General features: G+C 53.9%; 11 protein-coding genes. 10 read left to right on the plus strand and 1 reads right to left on the minus strand.

Features of this window, described 5'->3' with window-relative positions:
• The first annotated feature begins 285 nt into the window (after positions 1-285).
• The 5 genes from BOC67_RS18900 (at position 286) to BOC67_RS18920 (ending at position 17,041) form a co-directional block, all read left to right on the plus strand.
• Complete coding sequence (locus BOC67_RS18900; RefSeq protein ID WP_291912415.1) at positions 286-11,172, plus strand: gliding motility-associated C-terminal domain-containing protein; 10,887 nt, start codon at positions 286-288, stop codon at positions 11,170-11,172.
• 31 nt (positions 11,173-11,203) lie between these two features.
• Positions 11,204-12,223 (plus strand): type IX secretion system membrane protein PorP/SprF, encoded by a 1,020-nt coding sequence (locus BOC67_RS18905; protein WP_291912416.1) that lies wholly within the window; start codon positions 11,204-11,206, stop codon positions 12,221-12,223.
• Positions 12,224-12,247: 24 nt separating this feature from the next.
• A complete protein-coding gene (locus tag BOC67_RS18910; protein WP_291912417.1) occupies positions 12,248-14,221 on the plus strand; it encodes an OmpA family protein in 1,974 nt (657 codons plus the stop codon).
• Between the two features lie 192 nt (positions 14,222-14,413).
• Positions 14,414-15,739 carry a sulfatase gene (locus tag BOC67_RS18915; protein ID WP_291912418.1) on the plus strand — a complete coding sequence of 442 codons (1,326 nt, stop codon included), beginning with the start codon at positions 14,414-14,416 and terminating at the stop codon, positions 15,737-15,739.
• 156 nt (positions 15,740-15,895) lie between these two features.
• On the plus strand, positions 15,896-17,041 hold the full coding sequence (locus tag BOC67_RS18920; protein WP_291912419.1) for a TlpA disulfide reductase family protein: 1,146 nt from the start codon (positions 15,896-15,898) through the stop codon (positions 17,039-17,041).
• A 49-nt stretch (positions 17,042-17,090) separates the two neighbouring features.
• Here the strand turns inward: BOC67_RS18920 and BOC67_RS18925 are convergent, their stop codons facing one another.
• Complete coding sequence (locus BOC67_RS18925; protein WP_291912421.1) at positions 17,091-17,795, minus strand: 2OG-Fe(II) oxygenase; 705 nt, start codon at positions 17,793-17,795, stop codon at positions 17,091-17,093.
• A 204-nt stretch (positions 17,796-17,999) separates the two neighbouring features.
• On the opposite strand from BOC67_RS18925, the gene BOC67_RS18930 reads away from it, so the two are divergent.
• The 5 genes from BOC67_RS18930 to BOC67_RS18950 all read left to right on the plus strand — a co-directional run bounded on the left by BOC67_RS18930 (position 18,000) and on the right by BOC67_RS18950 (position 23,971).
• The gene (locus BOC67_RS18930) at positions 18,000-18,908 is read left to right on the plus strand and encodes a helix-turn-helix domain-containing protein (RefSeq protein ID WP_291912422.1); all 909 of its coding nucleotides are present in this window, start codon (positions 18,000-18,002) and stop codon (positions 18,906-18,908) included.
• 70 nt (positions 18,909-18,978) lie between these two features.
• Entirely contained in the window at positions 18,979-21,270 is a 2,292-nt protein-coding gene (locus tag BOC67_RS18935; protein ID WP_291912424.1) for a histidine kinase dimerization/phosphoacceptor domain -containing protein, read from the plus strand.
• On the plus strand, positions 21,267-22,634 hold the full coding sequence (locus BOC67_RS18940; RefSeq protein ID WP_291912426.1) for a sigma-54 dependent transcriptional regulator: 1,368 nt from the start codon (positions 21,267-21,269) through the stop codon (positions 22,632-22,634). The genes BOC67_RS18935 and BOC67_RS18940 overlap by 4 nt, the downstream gene beginning before the upstream one ends.
• An 88-nt stretch (positions 22,635-22,722) precedes the next feature.
• Positions 22,723-23,502 carry an alpha/beta hydrolase gene (locus BOC67_RS18945; protein WP_291912427.1) on the plus strand — a complete coding sequence of 260 codons (780 nt, stop codon included), beginning with the start codon at positions 22,723-22,725 and terminating at the stop codon, positions 23,500-23,502.
• Positions 23,503-23,590: 88 nt separating this feature from the next.
• Entirely contained in the window at positions 23,591-23,971 is a 381-nt protein-coding gene (locus BOC67_RS18950) for a hypothetical protein (protein WP_291912428.1), read from the plus strand.
• Positions 23,972-24,019: the final 48 nt, after the last annotated feature.

Consider the following 24,019-nt stretch of genomic DNA (forward strand, 5'->3'; position numbering starts at 1 on the left):
CTATCGTTCCGGCTGTAAATTGGTACAGTGCCTCTACCTTACAACAGCGCAAAAATAGCAATATTTTTATTAGTTCACAATATTTGTAGACTAATGCTGAAAAAATTTACTGAACCTTCTTGCTGATCTGTTGTTGTAATGCTATTGATATTGAACGATGTATGTGTGAAAGGCCGCGCTGGCGCGGTCCTGAAGCCCCTTTTCCTGTTGTCCCCCTGCCGTTGAAATGCTGAAAACAGCGTCTATGTTGACCACAAATGTTATATCAGCCGTAAATGTAACGCTATGAAAAAATGCTACCCGGCTACGCTTTACTTATTGCTTTTTGTCCTGCTACTTGGTACTGTGCAAACCTCCGTCGCCCAATCCTGTACCGGTTCTTTGGGCGATCCCGTGTTCCGGGAAACCTTCGGCGATGCCGGCACCACTGTCAAGCCTACACTGGGCGGGCCATTGCCTAACGGTATCACGAACTATACGTATTACAGCCCCGGCACCGGTGGCCGCCCCGTAGGGCCGTACCCCGGGCAATACACTATCTCCAACACTACCCGTGGTTATAATAACACCTTCTTTGTGGATCGCCCGGATCATACTACGGGGACGGGTACAGGTTATTGTATGGTAGTAGATGCAAATGCCACCCCGGGCCAGTTTTACCAACGTACCATCACAGGGCTTTGCGCGGGTACTACCTTTGAGTTTTCAGCCTGGCTGATGAATATCAATCCCAATACCGCATCCAGCGTTGCCAATCCCAGTTTACGTTTTGATATCCTTGACGCTAATAACCCAAACGGGGCGCCTATTGCGCAAGTTTCAACCGGTAACGTACCATATCGTGCGCCGGGAACCTGGGTGCGCCTGGCAGGTATTTTTCAGATGCCCAGCACCACCAGCTCCGTCATCCTGCGCATCATCAGTAATACGCCCAACAGCAATGGTAATGACCTCGCGCTGGACGATATTGCCTTTGCCGCATGCGGCCCTCCCATCACCTTTACCCAGGCGCCGGGAGTTGTTTGTGCCAGCGGTACAACCAGTATGACCGTGAGCCTGCCTGCCGGCAGCTATTCCACTTATTTCTTCCAGCTCCAAAGCCGGGCCACCGGCACAACGGACTGGACAAACGTAGGCAGTATTGTAAATAACGGCGCGTCCAATAGCCGCACCTTTACCATTACCAATGCGCAATCCGGTGTGGAATATCGTGTACTCGCTGCCGGTGGCACGGATGAAATCAACAGCTCTACCTGCCGCGTTACCTCCAATCCTGTACCGCTTAACGTTATTGATTATACGACCACGATTACCGGTCCTGCCAATGTATGTTATAACACGCCTGCGACATTGAATGCAGTGGTTACTGCGCGAAACGGCAGTAACATTCCTGCTTCCGGCTATACTTATGTCTGGGAAACCAGCACCAATGGCGCCACCTGGAACGTAGTGCCGGGGCAAACTACCGCTACGCTCACTACGCCTCCGCTGACCTCAAACGTTTATTACAGGGTTACAGCAAGTGTTTCCGGCTGTTCCGGTACAGGAGTATCGCAGGCGTTTCCTATCAACGTATATCCGCAGATGAGCGTGTCCGTGGCGCCGGCGCCGCCTGTATGCCAGGGATCGACCACCGCCAGCGTCGCTTACGCCGTTAACTCCGGCGCCGTAAACAGGTACACCGTCACCAGCAACATGCCGGGCTTTACGCCGGTAAACGCCACACTGGGCGCTTCGCCCATCACCCTCGCATTGCCGTCAGGGGCTGCGCCGGGTACCTATCAGTTCACCTTTACCTTCAGCAACAGTAATATTAATTGCGCCGCGCCGCCGGTAACGACAGATATAACGGTCGCGCCGCTCCCCAACGCGCCCAACGCAGGTAACGATACTACCATATGCGGCGCTTCCAGCATGGCCCTGAACGGTAATATAGCCATCAACGGAACCGGCCGGTGGGCGGAGGTTTCCGGGCCAAGTACCGTTACTTTTTCCAGCGACACGGACCCGCATGCCATCGTATCCAACCTCGTGCCGGGTACCTATAACCTGCTCTGGACCATCGGTAACCAAAACTGTCCGAGTCAGTCAAATGAAGTAGTAGTCACCGTCCTGGCAACGCCTACTACCGCCAATGCCGGCCCTGATCAAACGCAGTATAATTCCGGGGTATTCCCCATGAACGCCAATACGCCGGTAAACGGTACCGGCAGCTGGTCAGTTATTTCCGGCAACGCCACCGTAGCTAACCCAGCTTCCCCTACTACCAGCGTCACCATTGCTCCTAACAGCAGCGCTACCTTAGTATGGAGTATCACGAACGGTATCTGCCCGCCCAGCAGGGATACCGTAGTGATTAACTATATCAGCAAAGCGGATGTGCAGATCGTAAAAACAGTGCTGCAAAACGGGCCTTATCTCGCAGGGCAGGAGTTTGACTACCAGATCGTCGTAACGAATGCCGGACCAAGCAACGCCACCAACGTGCATATTACGGATGCCCTGCCAGCTACATTTATCGCTACGCGGGTGAATGCAAGCGTGACCGGTGCAGCAAGGATTATCACGAATAATTCAACCCTTACCAATATTGACATTACCGCCGATGTGCCTACACAGGGCGCCAGCGTGGTGATTGTCGTGGAAGGCCGCCTCTCTTCCGCACTGAATGGCAATATCACCAATACGGCAGTAGCGGTATCGCCGGACGTGCCGGACGATAACGGGGCCACCAGCACCGTAACGGTACCGGTAGCGCGCCACCCCTTCCTCAATAATGTCAAAACCGCGCCTGCTACCGTCGTTGCGGGCGAGGCCATCACCTTCGGCGTAACGGTGAATAACGCCAGCATGGGTGATGCGGTCAATACCGTCATCACGGATGCCGTTTCCTCTAAAGTCACCAACGTTACCTGGTCCGCCGTTGCCACAGGGCGCGCCACCATCAGCGCAGGCGCCACCGGTAGCGGCAGCAATATCAGCGTAACGGCCAGCATGCCGGCAGGGGATACGGGTAAGGTATATATCACGATCAAAGGTACCGTGACGGCCGGTGCAACAGGCAATATCCTGAATGAAGCAGTGGCAACGCTCAGTGAAGCGGGTACAAGCCCCATTACCTCCAATACTACCAATACCCTTATCACCAGCACCCCGGGTATCCTCATCTATAAATCCCACGTCGGCGATCCGGTACTCATTGCCGGCAAGCCGGTGGAATATACCATACAGGTAAATAACAACGGGCCAAGTAATGCCGTGGGCACAGTCATTACAGACGCCATCCCCGCTGCGGTGCTGAACCCTGTGTGGACCGCCGAAGCGCATGGCGGCGCCACCATTGCCAGCGGCGCAACAGGCAGCGGCAGCAACCTGCAGCTGACTGCCAACATCCCCGCAGGCAGCAGCAATTATATATTGATACACGTAACAGGTACCATCAGCCCGGATTATAGCGGCAGGCTCATCAACACCGCCGTAGCCACTCCTGCAGAAGCGGGCGTGGGCCCTGTTAACAGCAGCGATAATGCAGAGGTAAGGAAGGACGTTAACTTCACCGCAGTGAAAAGCGGCCCTGCCACCGCCATAGCCGGCGGGCAGATTGCCTATGTGCTGGACGTTACCAACAACGGCCCGTCCAATGCCAGCGCGGCGCAGATTACCGACATGACGCCGTCCGCACTGTATAACGTTACCTGGTCAGCCTCTGTAGTTAATGGCACTGGCAGTATAGTAAGCGGCGCTACCGGTTCCGGTAACAACGTGGCCGTAGTGGCCAATATCAACGCCGGCGCAACAGTCAGAATACTGATCAATGGTTATATTGAACCTACACGGTTAACGCCTGTCGTAAACGGGGCAGAGGTAACGCCTTCAGAACCGGGCGAACAGCCGGTGCCATCCAACGAGGTGACGACCACCCTTTCCGCACAGGCCCGCCTGCGAATCAGTAAAACAGCGGTAGATACCATACAGGCAGGTAACGCTATTACCTATACGCTCACCGCTACCAACGAAGGGCCCAGTAACTCCCGTGGCATCGCCATCACGGATGTGGTGCCTGCCAACATTCAGCAAGTAAGCTGGGTAGCCACCGCCAGGGGCAACGCGAGCCTGATCAGCGGCGCTACCGGTACTGGCAATAATGTAAGCGTAACGGCGGACCTGGGCGCGGGCTCCGGTAATGAAATCAGGATCATCGTTACCGGAACGGTCTCCGCCTCCTTCAACGGTAATCTAACCAATACGGCTATCGTTAAGCCATCCGAACCAGGCAGCACCGGCGATACCGCCACCAAAGTGACAGTGGTGCAACGGCAGCCGGAACTCTCCATTACCAAATCCGCAGTGGACGTGGTGCTGGCGGGCGATAGCCTTACCTACACCATAGCAGTAACTAACCAGGGCGTAAGTAATGCCCTGGGAACAGTGATCACTGATACCATTCCTGTCCCCATCCTGAATCCTTCCTGGACCAGCAGCGTACAGGGAGCGGCAGCAGTGCTGACCGGTGGCAGCGGTACCGGCAGCATCGTACGCCTCACCGCAAATATTCCTGCCGGCGCAGCAAACATGGTTACCATTACCGTGAAAGGTAAGACCAACCCTGCGCTGGATACCATTACCGTCAACACGGCGCATGCTACGCCAGTCGAGCAGGTACCACCGGTGAGCGCTTCCAAAGTAGTGCGGATCCGTAAAGTCCCGGCCCTGGCTATCACCAAATCCGGCCCGGCTACGCTGGCTGCGGGCGAAAAGATCGTATATACGGTAACGGTAACCAATACCGGTGTTTCCAATGCGGACAATGTCCTGATCTCGGATGCGATCCCAACGCCGGTGATCAATGCGCAGTGGCAGGCAGTAGCCAACGGCGCGGCGCAGGTCACCAACGGTGCTACCGGTACCGGTAACAGCCTGAATATAACAGGTAATATCCCTGCCGGCGCCGGCAATAATATTGTGATCACCATCGTAGGCCAGGTAAATCCTGCCTTCGCCGGATCGTTTACCAACAGCGCACAAGCCGTACCGTCCGAACCGGGCGCTCCTACGGCCACAGCGCCGCCGGTAACGACAACCGTTACACAGGAACCTGCCATCAGGATAAGGAAATCCGGTCCGGCTACGGCCAATGCCGGTCAAACCATTACGTATAACCTCACCGTTACGAACCTGGGTCCATCCAACGCAACCAATACAGAAATCAAGGATGCCATCCCGGCTGAACTGACCAATGTATCGTGGACGGCTACCGCCACCTCGCCGGCCCTCATTATCTCCGGCGCTACCGGCTCCGGCAATGCGCTGCAGCTGCTGGCCAACATACCGGCTGACAGCGGCGCAGTCAATATCGTTGTAACGGGAACCATTCCTGCAGGCAGCACGGCCACTTCCATCAGCAACACGGCGGTGGCTGCGCCATCGGAACCTGGCATCCCTCCGGTGAATGCGGATACGGTGGTAACTGCCATCCAACGCAAACCAGGGCTGCTCATCACCAAGTCAGCTCCAGCGAATGCTTATGCAGGCGGCCAGATCGTGTACAGCTTCCGCGCGGTAAACATCGGCCCGAGCGACGCCAGGAACGCGGTGATCCGCGATACCGTGCCGGCTAACATCATCGTCAGCCAATGGGGCGCGGTAGCTTCCGGCGCTGCAACGGTAAACAGTGGCGCCAGCGGCACAGGCAATATCATCGAGGTTACGGCGGACATCCCGGCAGGTAGTCCGAATGGAGTCGTGGTATTGGTAAACGGTAGGATCAATCCGGACTTTGAAGGTACCATCTCCAACACCGCCTGGGTATTCCCGTCAGAAGCAGGTGCAGACAGTGCGCGGTCTACAGCCGCCACCAGCGTCAGCAAGCTGGCGGTGCTGGACATCCGCAAAACAGGCCCTGCTACCATTGTAGCGGGTAACCCGATCCAATACACAATCGAAGCAGTCAACAACGGCCCCAGCAATGCAAAAAATGTAACGATTACAGATATTATCCCTGCGGGCATTATTAACGCTACCTGGACCGCCACCGGCGTAAACGGCGCCGTGATCCGCAGTGGCGATACCGGTACGGTAAATATTAACCTGACCGCGGATATTCCGGACAGCGCAGGCGCTAAAGTGGTCATCGTGGTGAATGGTACGGTAGATCCGTCCTTCACAGGCAGTACCATCGTCAATACGGCAACGGTAATGAACCCTGCCGGCATCAACCCATCCGGGGATACCGCCACTGTAACTACTACGGTTACACGGCAGGCGGACCTGCGCATCGTCAAATCCGGACCTTCCGCAGCCGGCGCCGGGGAGCCCATCCAATACACCCTGAAGGTGCAGAACTTCGGGCCAAGTAATGTTCCGGGAGCGCGCATCACGGATGTGCTTTCCAACCTGATCATTAACGCCACCTGGACGGCTACCGCTGTAGGAAATATCGCCAATCTCTCTCCAACAACAGGAACCGGCAATGTGGATATTACGGCAGATATGCCGGCAGATGGCAGCTATATCCTCGTTACGGTCAACGGTATTGTATCTCCGGCCGTCATCAATGGCGCCAACCTGACCAACACAGCCACCGTAAGCCTGCCGCCAGGCAGCAGTATAACGGATCCGATCCTGCAGAATAATACCAGCACAGTAACAGGCATCGTCAATAATGATCCGGTTGTGCGTATTGCGAAGTCAGGCCCGGCCGTCACCAGCATAGGCGATACCATTCATTATACGATTGTAGTGGCCAATGGCGGCTCCGGTAACATTACCAACGCGGTGATTACCGATAATGTGCCGGCTGTTGTAAGAGTCATAGGCTGGACGGCCACCGGCACAGGTACCGCTACCATTACCGGCCCTACATCCGGCAACACCAATAACATCAGCACTACCGGTAATATCCCGATCGGGTCAGCGAATAGCCTGGTGATACAAATCGATGGGGAAGTACTAAACACAGCAGGTGCTACCATTGTGAATACCGCCGCAGTAACAGCCGGTCCGAACAGGGAAACCTCCGTGGTAACGGCGGTGAACAATTCCGCGGACCTGCGCATCGTGAAAGGCGGGCCGGCTACCGTTGTAGCGGGTCAGGGTATTCACTATACTTTGCAGGTGTACAATAACGGTCCGCGCGATGCGGATCAGATCAGGATCACTGACCTGATTCCCCCAGTGATCACCAAAGTTACCTGGACGGCTATTGCCACCGGCAACGCCAGCATAATGGGCAGTGCGCGTGTGGATAGCAACGGTAATGCCATCAACCTGCCGGCCAGGATCGCCGCAGGCGCGGGCAACTATATCACGATCAATATCGACGGAACGGTAGATGGCGCAACGACCCTCACCAGCGTGGTGAACACCGCCATTGTAACGCCGGATTCTACCCGGGTAGACCCGAATGTGGCGAATAATACCAGCAGTACTACCACCGCTATCACAAAAGGTTACGGCCTTACCGTTACCAAAGGAGGCCCGCAGAACGCGGTAGCAGGTAACACTATCAGCTATACGCTGACCATTGGCAACCAGGGTCCGTCTGATGCCCTCGGCGTCAACATCAGTGATATTATACCGGTCATGATCAGCAATGCCAGCTGGAATGTGCTGGTACAAGGCGCCGCCAGCATTACCGGCGATTTGTCCGGTACCGGCGATGTCAATACCACTGTTGATATCCCTGCGGGAGATCAGAACTTCGCGGTGATCGCCGTAACGGGAAATATAGATCCTGCCTTTAACGGGGACATCGTCAACGTGGTATCCGCAGGCAACAACAGCATCCCTGCCGTTACGGATACGCTCCTTACGCACGTTCGCCGCCTCACCGTGCTGGATGTGAATAAGAGCGGCCCTGCCAAAGTAACCGCGGGCGAAACCATGACCTACACCATACGCGTGACCAACAACGGCCCAAGTAATGCTGCCGGCGTTACGATTACAGATACGATTGACAATCGCCTCGAAAACCTGAGCTGGACAGCCGTTGCCTCCAACGGGGCAGTCATCAGCGGCAGCGCTGCCGGCAATACTGCTCAAATACTCGTACTGGCTGATATCCCGGCCGGCGGCAGCGCCGATGTGGTGATCACTGTTACAGGCACTGTTGCGCCGGCGGCTACCGGCACTATCCGCAACATTGCAGTAGCAATGCCTGCGGCAGACGGTATCAATGTGCCGGCGGTATCTCCGGAAGTAATTACCGTGATTGAAAACAAACCAATGCTCACCATACGCAAGAGCGGCCCGACCCTGGCGGATGCCGGTCAAACCATCAACTACCAGCTGGTGGTGACCAACCAGGGTATCAGCGATGCCCTGAATGCCTCCATCACGGATGCGGTACCTGCCTCCCTCAGTGGCGTAACGTGGACCACCCAGGTGGTGAACAGCGGGCTTGCCTCCATCGTAAGCGGCGGCAGCGGCGCAGGTAATAATGTAGCCATCACCGCTAACCTGAAAGCGAAAGGCAGCATCATCGTGAGCATCAGCGGTAAGATAGATTCGACCTTTGCAGGCACTGTAACCAACATCGCGCGGGTAATGCCTGCCGAGCCTGCAGGCACGGGCGATACCGCTACCGTGAATACGCTGGTGGTACTCAACCCTGGACTGGATATCATGAAGTCCGGCCCGTCCACCGCGCAATCCGGCCAGCCGATCAGCTACACCATCACCGCGGTGAACTCCGGCCCAAGTAATGCGCAAAATGCGCTGATAATGGACCGCGTGCCGGTGGCCTTGCAGAACGTGACCTGGACAGCCACAGCCGGTGGCGCAGCCAGCATTGTGGATGGCGCTAACGGTACCGGCAATACGGTTACCCTGCATGTGAACCTCCCGCCGGGCGCCGGAAATAATATAGTCGTTACCGTGAATGGAACCATCAACCCTGCCTTCCGGGATACGATCCGCAACGTGGCTACCATCACCCCTGTGGAAACCGGTAAAGCGGATTCCTCACAGGTGGTACAAACGGTGGTGGATGCCATACCGGTGCTGACTATCGCCAAGGTAGGTCCTGCAAGGGCTATTGCGGGCCAGCCGGTTGCCTACACCATCACCGTCGGCAACAGCAGCACAAGCGATGCACGCAACCTCGTTATTACGGATGCGGTACCGTCTGCCATCACCAACGTCACCTGGCAGGCAACTGCCACCGGCAAAGCCGATATTATAGGTGCAGCGCAGGGCAGCGGCAACAACGTCAGCCTGAATGGCGACATCCCGGCAGGCAGCGGCAATACCATCGTGATCAATGTAGCAGGTACGCTGAGCGCAACCGCTACGGGCAATATCATCAATACCGCTACGGTGACGCCATCCGAGCCGAAGGCTGCGCGCAAAGCGTCTTCCGTCAACAGCATCATCGTGGTGGATCAGCAGCTGCATATCTCCAAAACAGGACCGGCTACCATGGTAAGAGGCAACCAGGTTTCCTACGTGGTAACGGTTAACAATACCGGATTGAGTCCTGCGCTCAGCGCGACCATTACGGACTCCATCCCGTCCGTACTCACCAATGTAACGTGGACGGCTACGCCAAGCCGCTCCGCCACCATTACCAGTGGCGCCACCGGCAGCGGCAACCAGGTGCGCATAGTGGGTACCATCCCGGGTACGGATTCCAGCAGCATACAGGTAGTGATCCGCGGCACGGTAAGGCAGGATGCGCCTTCCGGCACGGTGGTCAACGTAGCGCAGGTAAGCACTGCCAGCAGCACGGTTGAATCCAACCCGGTACTGAGCGCCATCGGCAGCCGTGCGGACCTCGCCATTACCAAAACAGGTACGGCGCAGGTGTACGTGAACCAAACCATCACCTATCAACTCACGGTGACCAACAACGGGCCTTCCGCCGCGGATGGCGCCGTAGTGCAGGACCCGCTTCCAGCTGGCCTGCTGCAACCGGCTATTACAGTAGTAAGTATCAACGGCGGCACGGCCAACGTACAGCCGGGTATCATCAATGGTACTGCGGGCGCTATCCTCGGCGCCTTCCCACCGGGAGCCCAGGCAGTACTCCGTATTACCGGCGTAGCGCAGCAACCGGGCACCTTGAGCAATACCGCTATCGTGAATACGCCTACCGGCGTGCCCGATGCGGACAGCAGCAACAACCGGAGCAGGACCGTTATTACTACCGTGCTGCCAAGAGCGCAGCTGGATGTGAATAAGACAATCAGTCCTGCAGGGCCGTACAAAGCGGGCGACCAGGTTACCTACACCTTATCCGCCACCAACCACGGCCTGGCAGGTGTGAACCCGGTAGTGATCGTAGATACCTTACCGCCGTCCTCCTTACTCGGCAGCCCTGTTTACAGCAATCCGCCTCGCGGCACGGCCACCATCAGCAACGGCATACTCACCTGGAACATTGGTATGCTCAATGCAAACGAAACGTTGAGTTGGAGTTACAAAGCCACTATCGCCGGCTCCGGCGTCATCAGGAACGTAGCGGTGATCACCGGCCCGCCGGATGTAACTATTCCGGATACCTCCGTGTCCATCATCGACAGCGACCGTTACGCGAACCTGAAAGTGGTAAAAACCTTCAATACGCCGTTGCCGCTGAAAGTGGGCCAAACCCTGGAATTTACGGTGAAGGTGACCAACAACGGGCCTGATACGGCGCACAACGTAATCATGACGGATCACCTGGAAAGCATGCTGGGCGCGCCGCTGAGCTTTACCGCCAGCAAAGGCGCCGCTACCTTCGACAATGGTTCCGGTAATATTACCTGGGCTATCCCGGTGATGCCTTCCGGCAGTACGGAAACCCTTACGTTCACCGTGAAGCTGATCAACGGCGGGGATGTAGGTAATACTGCCACCGTATCCGGCGACGAAACCGATATCGACCTGTCCGACAATACCTTTACCATTGCCCGCGTACCGATTACCGGCGAGGACATCTTCATACCGAACGTGGTGACGCCAAACGGAGATGGTAAGAATGATACCTGGTATATTCCGGGGCTCAGCAGGTATCCGGGATCGGCCGTGTATATCTACAACAGATGGGGTAACCAGGTGTATCAGAGCAAGGACTATGATAACAAGTGGAATGGTAAGGACCTCAACGAAGGCACCTATTACTATATTCTGAAGCTGAATTCACCAACAACAGGCGTACGTGAATACAAAGGTTGGATTGAACTCATACGCTAACGATAACTATTGGCATAAAAATGATTTTCCAATGAGCAGAAGTCTAATTAAAGGACTGAGTATAGTGGCGCTATCAGCAACAGCGTACCTGTTGCCGGGTAGCGCTGCTGCCCAGCAAAATCTTCAGTTTAGTCAATATATATTCAACATGCTGGCCGTTAACCCCGCATACGCAGGCTATAAGGAAGATCTGTTTGCGAATGCTATCTACCGCAAACAATGGGTCAGCTTCCCGGGCGGCCCGCAAACCGGCGGCGTATCCATCGACGGGGCGCTGAACTCCTCCCGGGATGCCAGAGTAGGGCTGGGCGCGCAGATCATGTATGATAAGCTGGGTCCGCAGGATGCCACATCCATTTACGGGATGTATTCCTACCGCATCCCTGTGAATGAGGATGGGGATAAACGACTGTGTTTGGGTATAGGCGCCGGCGTTACGCAATACGCTATTGATGGCTCGGCGCTGGTTTATAATGATGACAATGACCCCAGCATTCCTATGGGGCGGGCTTCCACCTGGATACCGGATGCCCGGTTCGGAGTGTACTACTACACGCCTACCTGGTACGTTGGCGCGTCCGTAATGGACCTCTTTTCTCTCTATACAGATGCATCCCGTTACTACTGGAAAGGGTATCAGTATAAAACTATTCGCAAAACCCAGCACCTCTATGTGAATGCCGGCGTGATGTTTAACTTTTCGGACAACCTGAAGCTGAAACCTTCCATCCTTATCAAAGAAGATTTCAAAGGGCCTACCAATGTGGACCTCACAGCGCTGTTCCTCATTGCGGACAGGCTTTGGGTGGGAGGATCGTACCGGACGGGCGTGAAGCTGTGGAGCAAACCCGCGCTGGACAAGAACCTCGAGCAGCTGGATGCTGCCAGCGCCCTGGTGCAGTTCAATATAAACCAGCAGCTGCGGATCGGTTATGCATATGATCTTACCATCAGCAAGATGGCTTCTTACCAGAGCGGTTCGCATGAATTGTCCATCGGTTATTTATTCACCGGCAAACGGCCAAGGGTGACCAGCCCCCGTTACTTCTAATGGCGCTTACTATAATTAATTTCTATGAGAAGGATTACAGTTTTACTCATCATATTTTTTGCCAGTCAGGTAGCGCGGGCCCAGGAGCAGCAACCCTTGCTAAAGCAGGCGGATATATTGTACGATAAATATGAATACGCCCACGCAGCGTCCATGTACAAACGCGTTGCGATGAAGAAGAAGGATAAAGTCAGCACAGCGCTGCTGGTAAAACTGGCGGATTGTTACCGGCAAACCAATAATTATCCCGAAGCCGTAGAATGGTACTCCCGGCTGCTGACCCGCAGCGATGCGCCGCCTGAAAGCAGGCTGTTTTATGCGGACGCGCTCAAAAGCCTGGGCCGCTATGTGGAAGCCAAAGCCGCTTATACGCAATATTTGCAGAGCAACCCGCAGGCGCCCCTGGTGCAGCAGCGGATCGCCGGTTGCGATTCAGCGGTGATATGGATACAGGAGCCGGTAGATGTAAGTATCAGTAATCTGCAACGGCTCAATACTTCGCATTCCGACTGGGGAGCTACCCGCATCCCCGGCGGTATTGTGTACATGTCGGACACGCTGATGAAAAATAAGCTGAAGCCGGGGAGCCGTTTCAACCGTAACGATTACGGGCGTACGAACCGGCCTTACTATACCTTGTATGTGGCGGATACGGGCAGTTATGGCAATGTGTTCATCGATGATCTTTCACCGGCGTTTAATAAGTCCCGTTACCACGTAGGCCCCGTTGCTTTTGATAAAACCTTTAACACGGCTTATGTAACCTTCACCTTCCCGGACAAGAAAATGCCGGCTCAGCAGTCGGCCACCCGCCCGAGAATTAAATATGGTTACCGCAGGTTGGAATTATTTACTTCGCAGAGAGATGCAAGCGGCAACTGGAGCGAGCCAAAGCCATTTCAATACAACAGGCCGGATCAGTATTCCATGGGCCACGCCGCGCTTAGTACTGATGGCAGCCTCCTGTATTTTGCGTCGGATATGCCGGGTGGTAGTGGCGGAACGGATATCTGGTATTGCGAAAAATTATCCGACGGCAACTGGGCGGCTCCGGTCAACTGCGGCCCTGTGATTAATACGGCGGACGATGAGGAGTTTCCCACCATTGGCCCGGATGGGGTTTTATATTTCAGCAGTAAAGGCCATACCGGCATGGGCGGCTTCGATATGTTCCGCAGCGATGGAGGCAAAGCGCAGTGGAGCGTGCCGCAAAACCTGCGCTATCCGTACAACTCTCCCGCCGATGATTTTTATTACATGAATTATGGCGACACCGGCGGCTACTTTGCTTCCAACAGGGGTGGCGGTTACGGCAGCGATGATATTTATGCCGTCTATGAAATGGAAACCGTACACCGTTACGTACCGCCTGCGCTGACGATCCCATTCACCGGCAAGGTGTGCCCACCGCTGAGCGGCGCCTGTATCTATATCTACAACCGGCAGCGGGATATGGGTTGGTGTTTCAACGGGGATCCTAACAACGACATACATCTTACCCTGGAAAAAGAAACCGATTACGTGATACGCATCGTGGTAAATGGCGCGCGGGTGGATTCCATCGAGTTTAACACCCGCGGCATGCGCGACGGGGAAACCATTGAAAAAATTATTTGCAGGGATAAACCGCTGAAAGCCGGCACCAAATTCGTGCTGCAAAATTTCAACTACGATTTCAATAAATGGAATATCCGCCCGGATGCGGCGCTGGTACTGGATAGCCTGGCCAACATCCTGCGGGCGCATCCGACTATGCAGGTGCGGTTAGTGGCCTACACGGACAGCCGCGGCTCTTCCGCCTACAACCTGCAACTCTCCAGGAAGCGCGCTGCCGCTGCGGTAGCATACCTGGTGCGTCATGGTATCAGCAAGCAGCGCATCAGCTCCGCCGGCAGGGGAGATGCGAACCTGCTCAATCACTGCAAAAAAGGCGTGAGCTGCACGGATGCGGAACATGAAGTGAACAGACGTACGGAAGTAGAAATACTCAAAGAATAGTGATGATCCCCTACGGAGACTACATGCTGAAGCACTAAAATCCAACTGGCTCCTTCGGGAGCCTTTTGTTATTTAAGGGAGCGCCTCCAGTGAATCGCCGCCGAATGCAAAACAACCTTCCCCCTGCAATAAAAATCCGGATTTGCGATTATCTTTATCCTCCATCCACTAAATTGGTAAAACGTTGAACATATGAAAAAAAGACTGCTGGGTTTGTTGCTGTTGGCAGGTATGCTGCACAGCGCAACCGCGCAAAAGCGGCCCAATGTGATCCTGGTACTGACGGATGATATGGGTTACAGCGACCTGGGTTGTTACGGCAACCCGCTGATCCGCACCCCTTTCCTGGACGGTATGGCCCGTAAGGGCGTGAAGTCCACCGGCTACATGGTATCCTCGCCTACGTGTACCCCCAGCCGTGTGTCCCTGATGACGGGCCGGTACCCCACCAGGTCGCAGCTAAACTTTCCCATCCCTCCGGGTTATAAGATCGGCTTGCCGGATGAAGACGTCACTATTGCAGAGATGCTGAAAGCGGTGGGTTATCGCACGGCTATGATCGGGAAGTGGCATATGGGAGATATCCAACCCTACAACCTCCCCAATGCACAGGGTTTTGAACAATATTTCGGGATGCTGTACAGCCATGACTACCGTCCTCCCTATGTGGCAACGGATACCACCATTAAGATTTTCCGGAACAGGACGCCGGAGGTGATCAGGCCGCAGGATACCAGTTTGACCGGCCTTTACACCAAAGAGGCGATCAAATACATCCAGCAGCAGAAAAAGGACCAACCGTTTTTCCTGTACCTGGCGCATAACATGCCGCATTTGCCGGTAGATGCTTCCAGTAAATACAAAGGCCATTCCCCGGGAGGTTTGTACGGGGATGTGATTGAAGAGATTGACGGCGGCCTCGCACAAATCTGGCAGGCGTTGGAAAAACAAGGCCTGGCGGATAATACCATCTTCATCTTTACGAGCGATAATGGCCCCTGGATTGATTTCCCGGACCGGATGTCAAAGGATAATCATACCAAGCCATGGCATGTGGGTAGCCAGGGTATTTTCAGGGGTAAAAAAGGAGATACCTACGAAGGTGGCCACCGCGTGCCTTTCATTCTCTACTGGAAAAATCATGCGCCGGCAGGTAAGGAAATACCGGATGTTTTCACCAGTATGGACATACTGCCCACGCTGGCAAAATGGACGAACGCGCCGCTGCCCGCCGGCCGCAAGCTGGACGGCGAGCCCGTGGATGCCCTGCTGACCGGTAAGGCAGCGCATTACCAGCATTCCCCGATTTATTATGTGAACTACGGCGTGGCGGAAGCCATCCGCGTGGGCGACTGGAAGTTCCGCCGGGGAGGCAGCAAGGTAGCGGACAGCACTATTGAACTGTTTAACCTGAAAGAGGATGTGCGTGAACGTTATAACGTGGCCGCGCAGTATCCGGAGAAGGTGAAGGAGCTGCAGGCCCTGCTGGACCAATACGACGGTAACACCCCCAATTAATAACCGGTGCGGGCATCCCCTTTGCTGCTTTGGCAGGCGGGATGCCCGGTTTCCGCTGAACTGGTAAAACTTGCCACTTATACAGACCTGCATCACCGTTACTCCAAATACGTTAGATTTGTTACCTTATAACTAACCAACCAAATGAAATCAAACATGAAACCAGCCTTATTCCTGACGGCGTCCCTGCTGTCGTCCATTACTTTAATGGCTCAGGATTACACTATTTCCGGTAAAGTTCCTGCTGCATTGAACGGGCAGAAAGTATTCCTCTATAAAGGCGAAGGCTCTGCCATGGCCCGCATGCCTTTTGACTCCGCCGTGGTGGCCGATGGCGCCTTTTCATTCAAAGGCGAAACGGAAGAGCCTAAATTTGTGATCATCAGCGTAATGAAACGCGCAGAAGGCAATAACCTGGGCGGCACAAAAGGACTGATGCTGGATAAAAAAGACAAGCTGAAAATTGAAGTGCCGGCCAACGCAACGGGAACGGCTATCTTCGACGGCGCTAAGATCAGCGGCTCCAAACTGCAGAAAGAATACGAAGCGTACCAGGCTATGCTGGCGCCGGCCAATAAAGGCATGGATTCCCTCCGCAACATTGCCATGACTACCATGCAAAATGATACTACCGGCATGTATGCACTGCGCAGCAAATGGGAAGTACTGTATGAGCAAAATGAAAAGATCAAGAACAACTTCATTAAGAAAAATACCAACAGCTACGTTACCCTGTACCTGCTGAGTGGCATGGCTACCCGCAGGATTGAGAACGTGGAGGAATTCCAGCAGTCGTTCAACGCGTTGAACGCGAAATTACGCGGCACTGAGCTGGGGAAACAGGTGGCTACACAGATTGAAAAATCTGCCAAATTCGCTAAAGGCCAGGTAGCACCAGACTTTTCCGCTGAAACGCCGGATGGTAAAACCCTGAAGCTCTCTGACCTGCGTGGTAAGTATGTACTGCTTGATTTCTGGGCCAGCTGGTGCGGACCCTGCCGCGCGGAAAACCCGAATGTGGTAAGCGCCTACAACGCGTTTAAGGATAAAGGGTTCGACATTCTCGGCGTATCCCTGGATCGCCCGGGCGCTAAGGACGCATGGGTAGAAGCCATCGAGAAAGACGGCCTGGCATGGCATCATGTGAGCGAGCTGAAATGGTGGAATGGCGATATATCCAAAATGTATATGATCTCCGGTATTCCGGCTAACTTCCTGATCGATCCGAATGGTAAGATCGTGGCTTCCAACCTCCGTGGCGAGAAGCTGCACGAAGTGCTGGCAAAGGAGCTGAATAAATAATTGATTGCTTGCCGGGTGGGGCCTTACCCCACCTGGCAAGCAACAGCGCTTACGTCAGCGCATCATGAAAGATCACTCCCAGCGAAAACCGCTCCCCTCCGTGTACCGTGCTGACCCCATGTTTCATATTCACCCGGTAATAACCCTGTGTGCCTCTCACCGGCCGGTAGTTGGTGGCAAATATCAATACGCTTCCCTTTTTGGGTTTTAATACGTTCGCTTTCGATTGCGCCCGTGGTATCTGTTCCGTAATCACAAACTCTCCGCCGCTGTAATCCTTATCCGGCTCGGACAGCATGAACACCATCTGCAAGGGAAAGAATACATCCCCATATAAATCCTGGTGCAGGGTGTTGAACCCGTTTTGCTGATACTTCAATATCAATACCGTTGGCAATACCTGTTGATGCGCTGCGCACATTTTGTGTAATTCCGCAAGTTGAGGTGGATACCTTACATCGGATTTTACTGCCTGCATCCATTGATTGGCCAGTCCTGCTATCTGTTCGTACACCGCTTCCCGTAAGGATTGCAGCAGGGGAGGCAACGGGTACCTGAAATATTTGTATTCGCCTTTTCCAAAACGATAGCGTTCCATGTTGATGGTTTTGCGATAGCGTTCCGGTTCCTCATAACCCGCTTTCAAGGCATCGCATTGCTCGTGGGTGAGAAAGTTATCAATGATCACAAACCCTTTTTCGTGCAGCGTTTCCCGGTACTCGTCCCAGGGCAGCCGCTTTATTTGTTCCAGCATTTTTTTATGTAAAAGTAGGAGAGCGGGGATGGCCGGTAAACCCGGTTCTTGCGGAAATGGTGAAATATCACCAAAATACCTGTGCGATTAGCGAAATATCGCTAATTATTTTTATTGATCCTCTTATAATCGTTTGGTTATCAAATATTTATTGCTGTGGCACGCGCCTTGACTACTACCCCCATCATTCTAAATCATTAGACGATGGCACCCTCATACTACGCAACACCACATCTGACACCTGCCAATGGCGGGAAGTACCGGGGCAACACGATTGCTATTACCATTAATGGAGGCATAAGCATAGAACCATTATCCTGGCTGGTGCAACAAAACCGGACCGCGGCCACACAACTGCACTGTTACGAAATCATCTGGCTGAAAGCCGGCAACGGTACACTGATAGCCGACCTGGGCGACTGGAGCCTGGTTGCCAACACCGTGCATATCCTCAAGCCCGGTCAGTTCCGCAAACTCCTCCTGGACGATGGCTGTGAAGGGTTTTGCATTCATGTGACGCGGGAATTCCTGGAACAGCATGAAATGCATGGCATGGAGCAATTCCTGCGGGCGCATCCCGCCTTATCCGTTACCGGTGAACTGCTGGCGGATACGGAGGAGATACTGCTGCAACTCCGCCGGGAATATATGTTACACGCTGCCGTGAGGCTACCCATTATCAGCCGGTTTTTCCAGCTATTCCTCCTGTACCTGGCGGAGCAACCGGCGCCGGAAGTGGTGCACACCAGCATCAGCGCGGAACAGGTGCTGGCCGAAAAATTCTTACAGGCGGTGCGGTCGGAATTCCGCACCCGCAAGATGGTAGCCGATTACGCGGCCATACTCTGGGTAACGCCAGGCCATCTCAACAGAACTGTAAAACATGTCACCGGGTTTCCGGCGAGTTATCACATCCAGCAACAAATCATCCTGGAAGCCAAAAGAAAAGCCCGCTATTCAGAAATGAGTATGAAAGAAATTGCCTATGACCTGGGGTTCGAAGATGCGTCCCATTTCAGTAAGTTCTTCCGGAATAATTCAGGCGTCAACTTCACGGACTTTCGCCGCCAGGTATTGAAGGACCAGCTGGTTTGCCAGGAAGCGATGGCGTAACGGAAAAACCCGCTATATTTGGGGATCAATACTGCACCCGGCGGGATTGGACTGTTCACAACCAACGCATATGAAGTTGTACCGCGCGCCAATATTACTACTCACCTGTTTCCTTTTAACATGCTCCTTTGTAAAGGCACAAAACATTAACCGGCAAATGGTGCTGTTGCTGCAAAAGGAGTTGCGCAACAGTCGCCCGGATACCGCACGCATACGCATACTGGTGGAACTGGGCAAATACCAGCTGTACAAAGCCGGCGAAGCCAAAGCCGACCTGGACAGCTCCGCGCAGTTCCTCGCCGCCGCTGCGCGCCTGAGCGACTCCCTGGGCCAACAGGTATGGCAGCACGAAATAAAGAGCCTGACGATGGTGCTGACGATGGAGCGGGGCGACTCCACCGGGGGCAAAAAGATTTACCAACAACTGCTGGCGGAATGCCGGCGCACTAACGATAAAGCAACGGAAGCCGCCACCCTCTTCAGGATGGGAGTATGGCAGCGGGTGCGCTTCGGGGCGTACACGCCCGTTTTACAGGACTATGCCCGGGCCATGCAGCTCTACAGGGAACTGCATGATACCCTCAACGAAATCAGGATGCAAAGGGAAATCGCCTGGATGCATCTCACAGAAGGGAAAAATCAACTGGCGGAAGACATGCTGTTGAATGTTTTGGAGAGATACAAATCCATCGGGTACAAAAAACTGCACTACACTTATAATCTGCTCTCGGTAGCCAGCCGTGTGAAAGGAGATAACGATAAGGCGTTATTGTACGCGATTGCCACTGTTGAAAGCATGCAGGCCACACAGGATACCCTGAGCGCCGCTAATTTCTACGGGGACCTCGCCAAGATATACGAAGATGTGGGCAATCATAAGGAGAGCATCCGGTATTACCAGCGCTCCCTTGACACCTGGAAGCAGGAAGGGTTGCCCAACTTCGCCATGTTCTTTGCGGCCAGCAAAGTGGTGCGGGAAATTATCCGTGAAGGGCGGCCGAAGGAAGCCCTGGGCCTGATCAACAACCTGGAAAGGCAGGTGCCGCCCATCACGCTGATTCAAAAAGCCATTATTGCGCAAACGAGGGCCCACTGCTATGATGCCTTGCAGCAATACGACCTGGCGGAAAAATATTTCCTGGAAGCGCTGAGCAAGTTCCAGGAAGCGAAAATGGATTTCGAAGGCTCGCAACAACTGCAGCAGCACATCGGGCGGTTTTACCTTTCCCGGGGCGATTTCCAGCGGGCGGGCACTTTTCTGCGCCGGGCCCTCAGTTATTATCCGCAAAAGAATGCGGTGACCAGCCTGATGGACATTCATTACATGCTCTATAAGGTAGACAGCGCGCAAAGGGATTTTAAGTCCGCCCTGGATCACCTGCGGATCAACAAGGAATTGTCCGATTCCGTATTCAACGAAAACAAAAGCAGGCAGATATCGGAGCTGGAAGTACGGTACCAGACGGTGCAAAAGGAAAAGGACATCCAGCTGCTGAACAACTATACTTCCCTGCAGGCCGCCAGGCTGAAACAGGCGGATATGCGGCAGCAGGTTACTTTGGCGGGCATCGTGGTGCTGGTGATCATCCTGGCGTTACTGTATTTCCTCTACGTACTGAAAAACCGCCATAACCGGGAGCTGGAAGTCCAGCAAAAGAAGATCAGCAGTAAAAATGCTTCCCTGCAGCAACTGTTGGGGGAAAAGGAATGGTTGCTGAAGGAGCTGCACCACCGGGTGAAAAACAATTTGCATACGGTGATGAGCCTGTTGGAATCGCAGTCCGCCTTCCAGCGCAACGACGACGCCGTGCAGGCCATCCGCCAGAGCCGGGACCGCGTGTATGCGATGTCGTTAATCCATCAGAAGCTGTACCAGACGGACAATGTATCGTCCGTGGACGTATCGGAGTACCTGCGCGAGTTAGTGGCGCATTTGAAAGACAGCTTTGACAATTGCAGCAATATCCGCTTTGACGTGCAGGCGGAGCGGCTGGAGATTGACATCTCCCAGGCAGTCCCTTTGGGGTTGATACTCAATGAAGCGATTACCAACTGTATCAAATATGCCTTCCCGGAAGGCAGAAAAGATAATGTAATTTTAATTCGCATGGAATATGCGCCGGACGGGCGGGTGAAGCTCCTCGTGGCGGACAACGGCGTCGGGCTGCCGGCTGATTTTGACCGGAAAAGAAGCGAAAGCCTGGGGATGCGATTAATGGCAGGGCTAACTGATGATTTAAATGGTATCTTTACGGTAGATTCCGGTAACGGAACGATGATTACCGTGGTGTTTGCCCGTATGGAAATAGCGGACATGCCTGGAGCAAGTACAGATTTAAATACGATGTCGCTTTCAGCATGAAAGAAAAAATTCTGATAGTAGAAGACCAATTTATTGAAGCCAACAACCTCGAAATGATATTAACCCGCGCAGGATATGCCGTAAGCGGGATTGCAAGATCGGTGAAGGCTGCGTTGCAGTTAATAGAGCAGGACAGACCGGATATGGTGATGTTGGATATTTTTTTGCAGGGGCCAGCTACTGGTATTGACCTTGCAAAGATCCTGCGCGAAAAGCAGATCGCGTTTATTTACCTCTCTGCCAATTCTAATAAGGAAATACTGGATGCGGCTAAGGCTACATATCCCTATGGGTTTTTAGTGAAGCCCTTTCGCGAAAAAGACGTACTGGTAACGTTGGAAGTGGCCAGGTACTTGCATTTGAACAGTCTCGATACCATGATCCGCAATGCGGTTTCTTCTCCCCAACCCCCTGTAATAACAACAGAGAGTAATTTCCACGGGATCATAGGCAATAGTGCCGCGCTGAAAAAGATGCTGGAACATTTGCAGATAGTGGCCCCGGTGGATACCTCCGTGCTGATACTGGGGGAAAGCGGTACGGGGAAGGAGAAAGTAGCGGAGCTGATTCACGAATTATCCGGCCGCAGCAAACAGCCGCTGGTGAAGGTCAACTGCGCCGCGCTGCCGGCCACGCTGATAGAATCCGTGCTGTTTGGGCATGAGAGAGGCGCTTTTACCGGCGCTACCGAACGCCGCACCGGTAAGTTTGAGCAGGCGAACAAAGGCACTATTTTCCTGGACGAAATAGGAGAGATGCCGCTGGACCTGCAAACCAAACTGTTGCGGGTATTACAGGAGCGGGAGATAGAGCGGATCGGGGGCAGCAGCACCCTGAAAATTGATGTGCGGGTGATTGCCGCTACCAACAGGAACCTGGAACAGGAAGTGGCGGATGGCCGCTTCCGGATGGACCTCTACTACCGCCTCCGGGTATTCCCCCTGATCCTGCCGCCATTGCGGGAAAGGAAGGAGGATATCCATTTGCTCGCCTATCACTTCCTGCAGATTTACAACGCGAAGGCAGGGCGGCAGATAAAATCCATCTCTCCCAAAATCATGGATATGTTCATGAGCTACGACTGGCCGGGCAATATCCGGGAGCTGGAAAATATGATGGAAACGGCCGTGTTGCTCAGCGATGGCAAAACCATCAACCAGGTGCACCTCTCTTCCGCAAAAGCGATGGAACCACCTAAAATCAAGACCATTGAAGAAAACGAGCGGGAACACATTATTTCCGTGCTGATCAGGTGCAAGGGTAAGATATTCGGTAAGAACGGCGCCGCGGAACTGCTGGGGATGAATGTATCCACGCTGAACTCCCGCATCAAGAAGCTGGGCATCGATAAATCCCGCTACTGATATTTGAAATATACATATACATGCCCAATCCGTCCGTTGAAAGCGGATATTTAGCCAGCTAACTTTGTCCAACAAACTATGCTGCTTTATGACCCAAATCACCTCTAAAACCATTCTGTTCATTACAGGGGCATTTATAGACCACAGCTGTTGGGATAATTGGAAGCAGTTTTTTCAGCAAAGGGGTTACAAAGCAATCGTGGCGCCATGGCCGGCCAAAGGAGCAGACGCGGCTACTTTGCGCAGCCGGCATCCGGACCCGGCGCTGGCCGCAGTTACCCTGCAGGAATTGCTCGCGTATTATACGGCCATCATCCAGGGTTTACCGGAAGCGCCGATCCTCATCGGGCATTCGTACGGAGGGCTCCTTACCCAGTTGCTCCTGAACCGCGACCTGGCGGCTGCCGGCATAGCTATCCACTCCGTGCCGCCCCAGGGAATTATTCCCCTGGAACCCAGGTTCTACCTCAGTAATACGCCGGCACTGGGCTTTTTTACGGATATCAATAAGACCTACCTGATGCCGTTTAAAACCTGGCAGCGGGTGTTTACCAACGGCATGGCGTTTACGGAGCAGCAAACTTCCTACTACGCGCATTGCATCCCGGAATCCAAAAGGGCCTTGCGGGGAGGGCTGGGAAGCGCCGCCCGCGTGCAATTCAAAAAGCCTCACCGGCCGTTATTGATGGTGGCCGGCAGGAATGACCACTGCATGCCGTGGACGCTCAACCGCCGCAACTACAAGGCGTACCAGCATAAAGATTCCGTGACGGATTTTATGGTTAAACCGCGTAATCATTATGTACTCGGACTCCCCACCTGGGAGGAAGATGCATCGGACATACTGGACTGGATTAAGCAACATTAGCCCGGCATAAGGGACGTGAATTTTGTAAAGAAGGGGCCAATGGCCCTTTCTTTCGTTATAAAGGGTATTTTTATATCTTTGTGCCCTTGTGAAACGTATCATCGCATACATATTACTGAGTATTTTCCTGTTGCACAACACAACGGTGGATCAGTTGTTGAAGCTGCCTACCCTGGTTATTCATTACCAGGAGCATCACCTGCTGAACCAGGACCTGACTGTGGCGGACTTCCTCTGTATGCATTATATCGGCGATGATGATAAGGATGATGACTACGACCGGGATATGCAGCTGCCTTACAAGAGCGTAAACGTACAGGTATTGCAGCACGCCTATGTGCCGCTGGCAAAGGTGATGGCGGAAAGGCCGCAGTTCAGCAGCATCATCGCTATCCATTATCCCGTACTGAAGCAGTTCCATCTCCCGGAACCTGCCCTGACCTCCCTGTTCCGCCCTCCGCAGGCATAAACATTATAGTTTTTCCGCTGTTATCCATGCGTGGCATGGAGCAATTAT

This window comes from Chitinophaga sp. CB10, from assembly GCA_001870995.2.
Taxonomy (GTDB): Bacteria; Bacteroidota; Bacteroidia; order Chitinophagales; family Chitinophagaceae; genus Chitinophaga.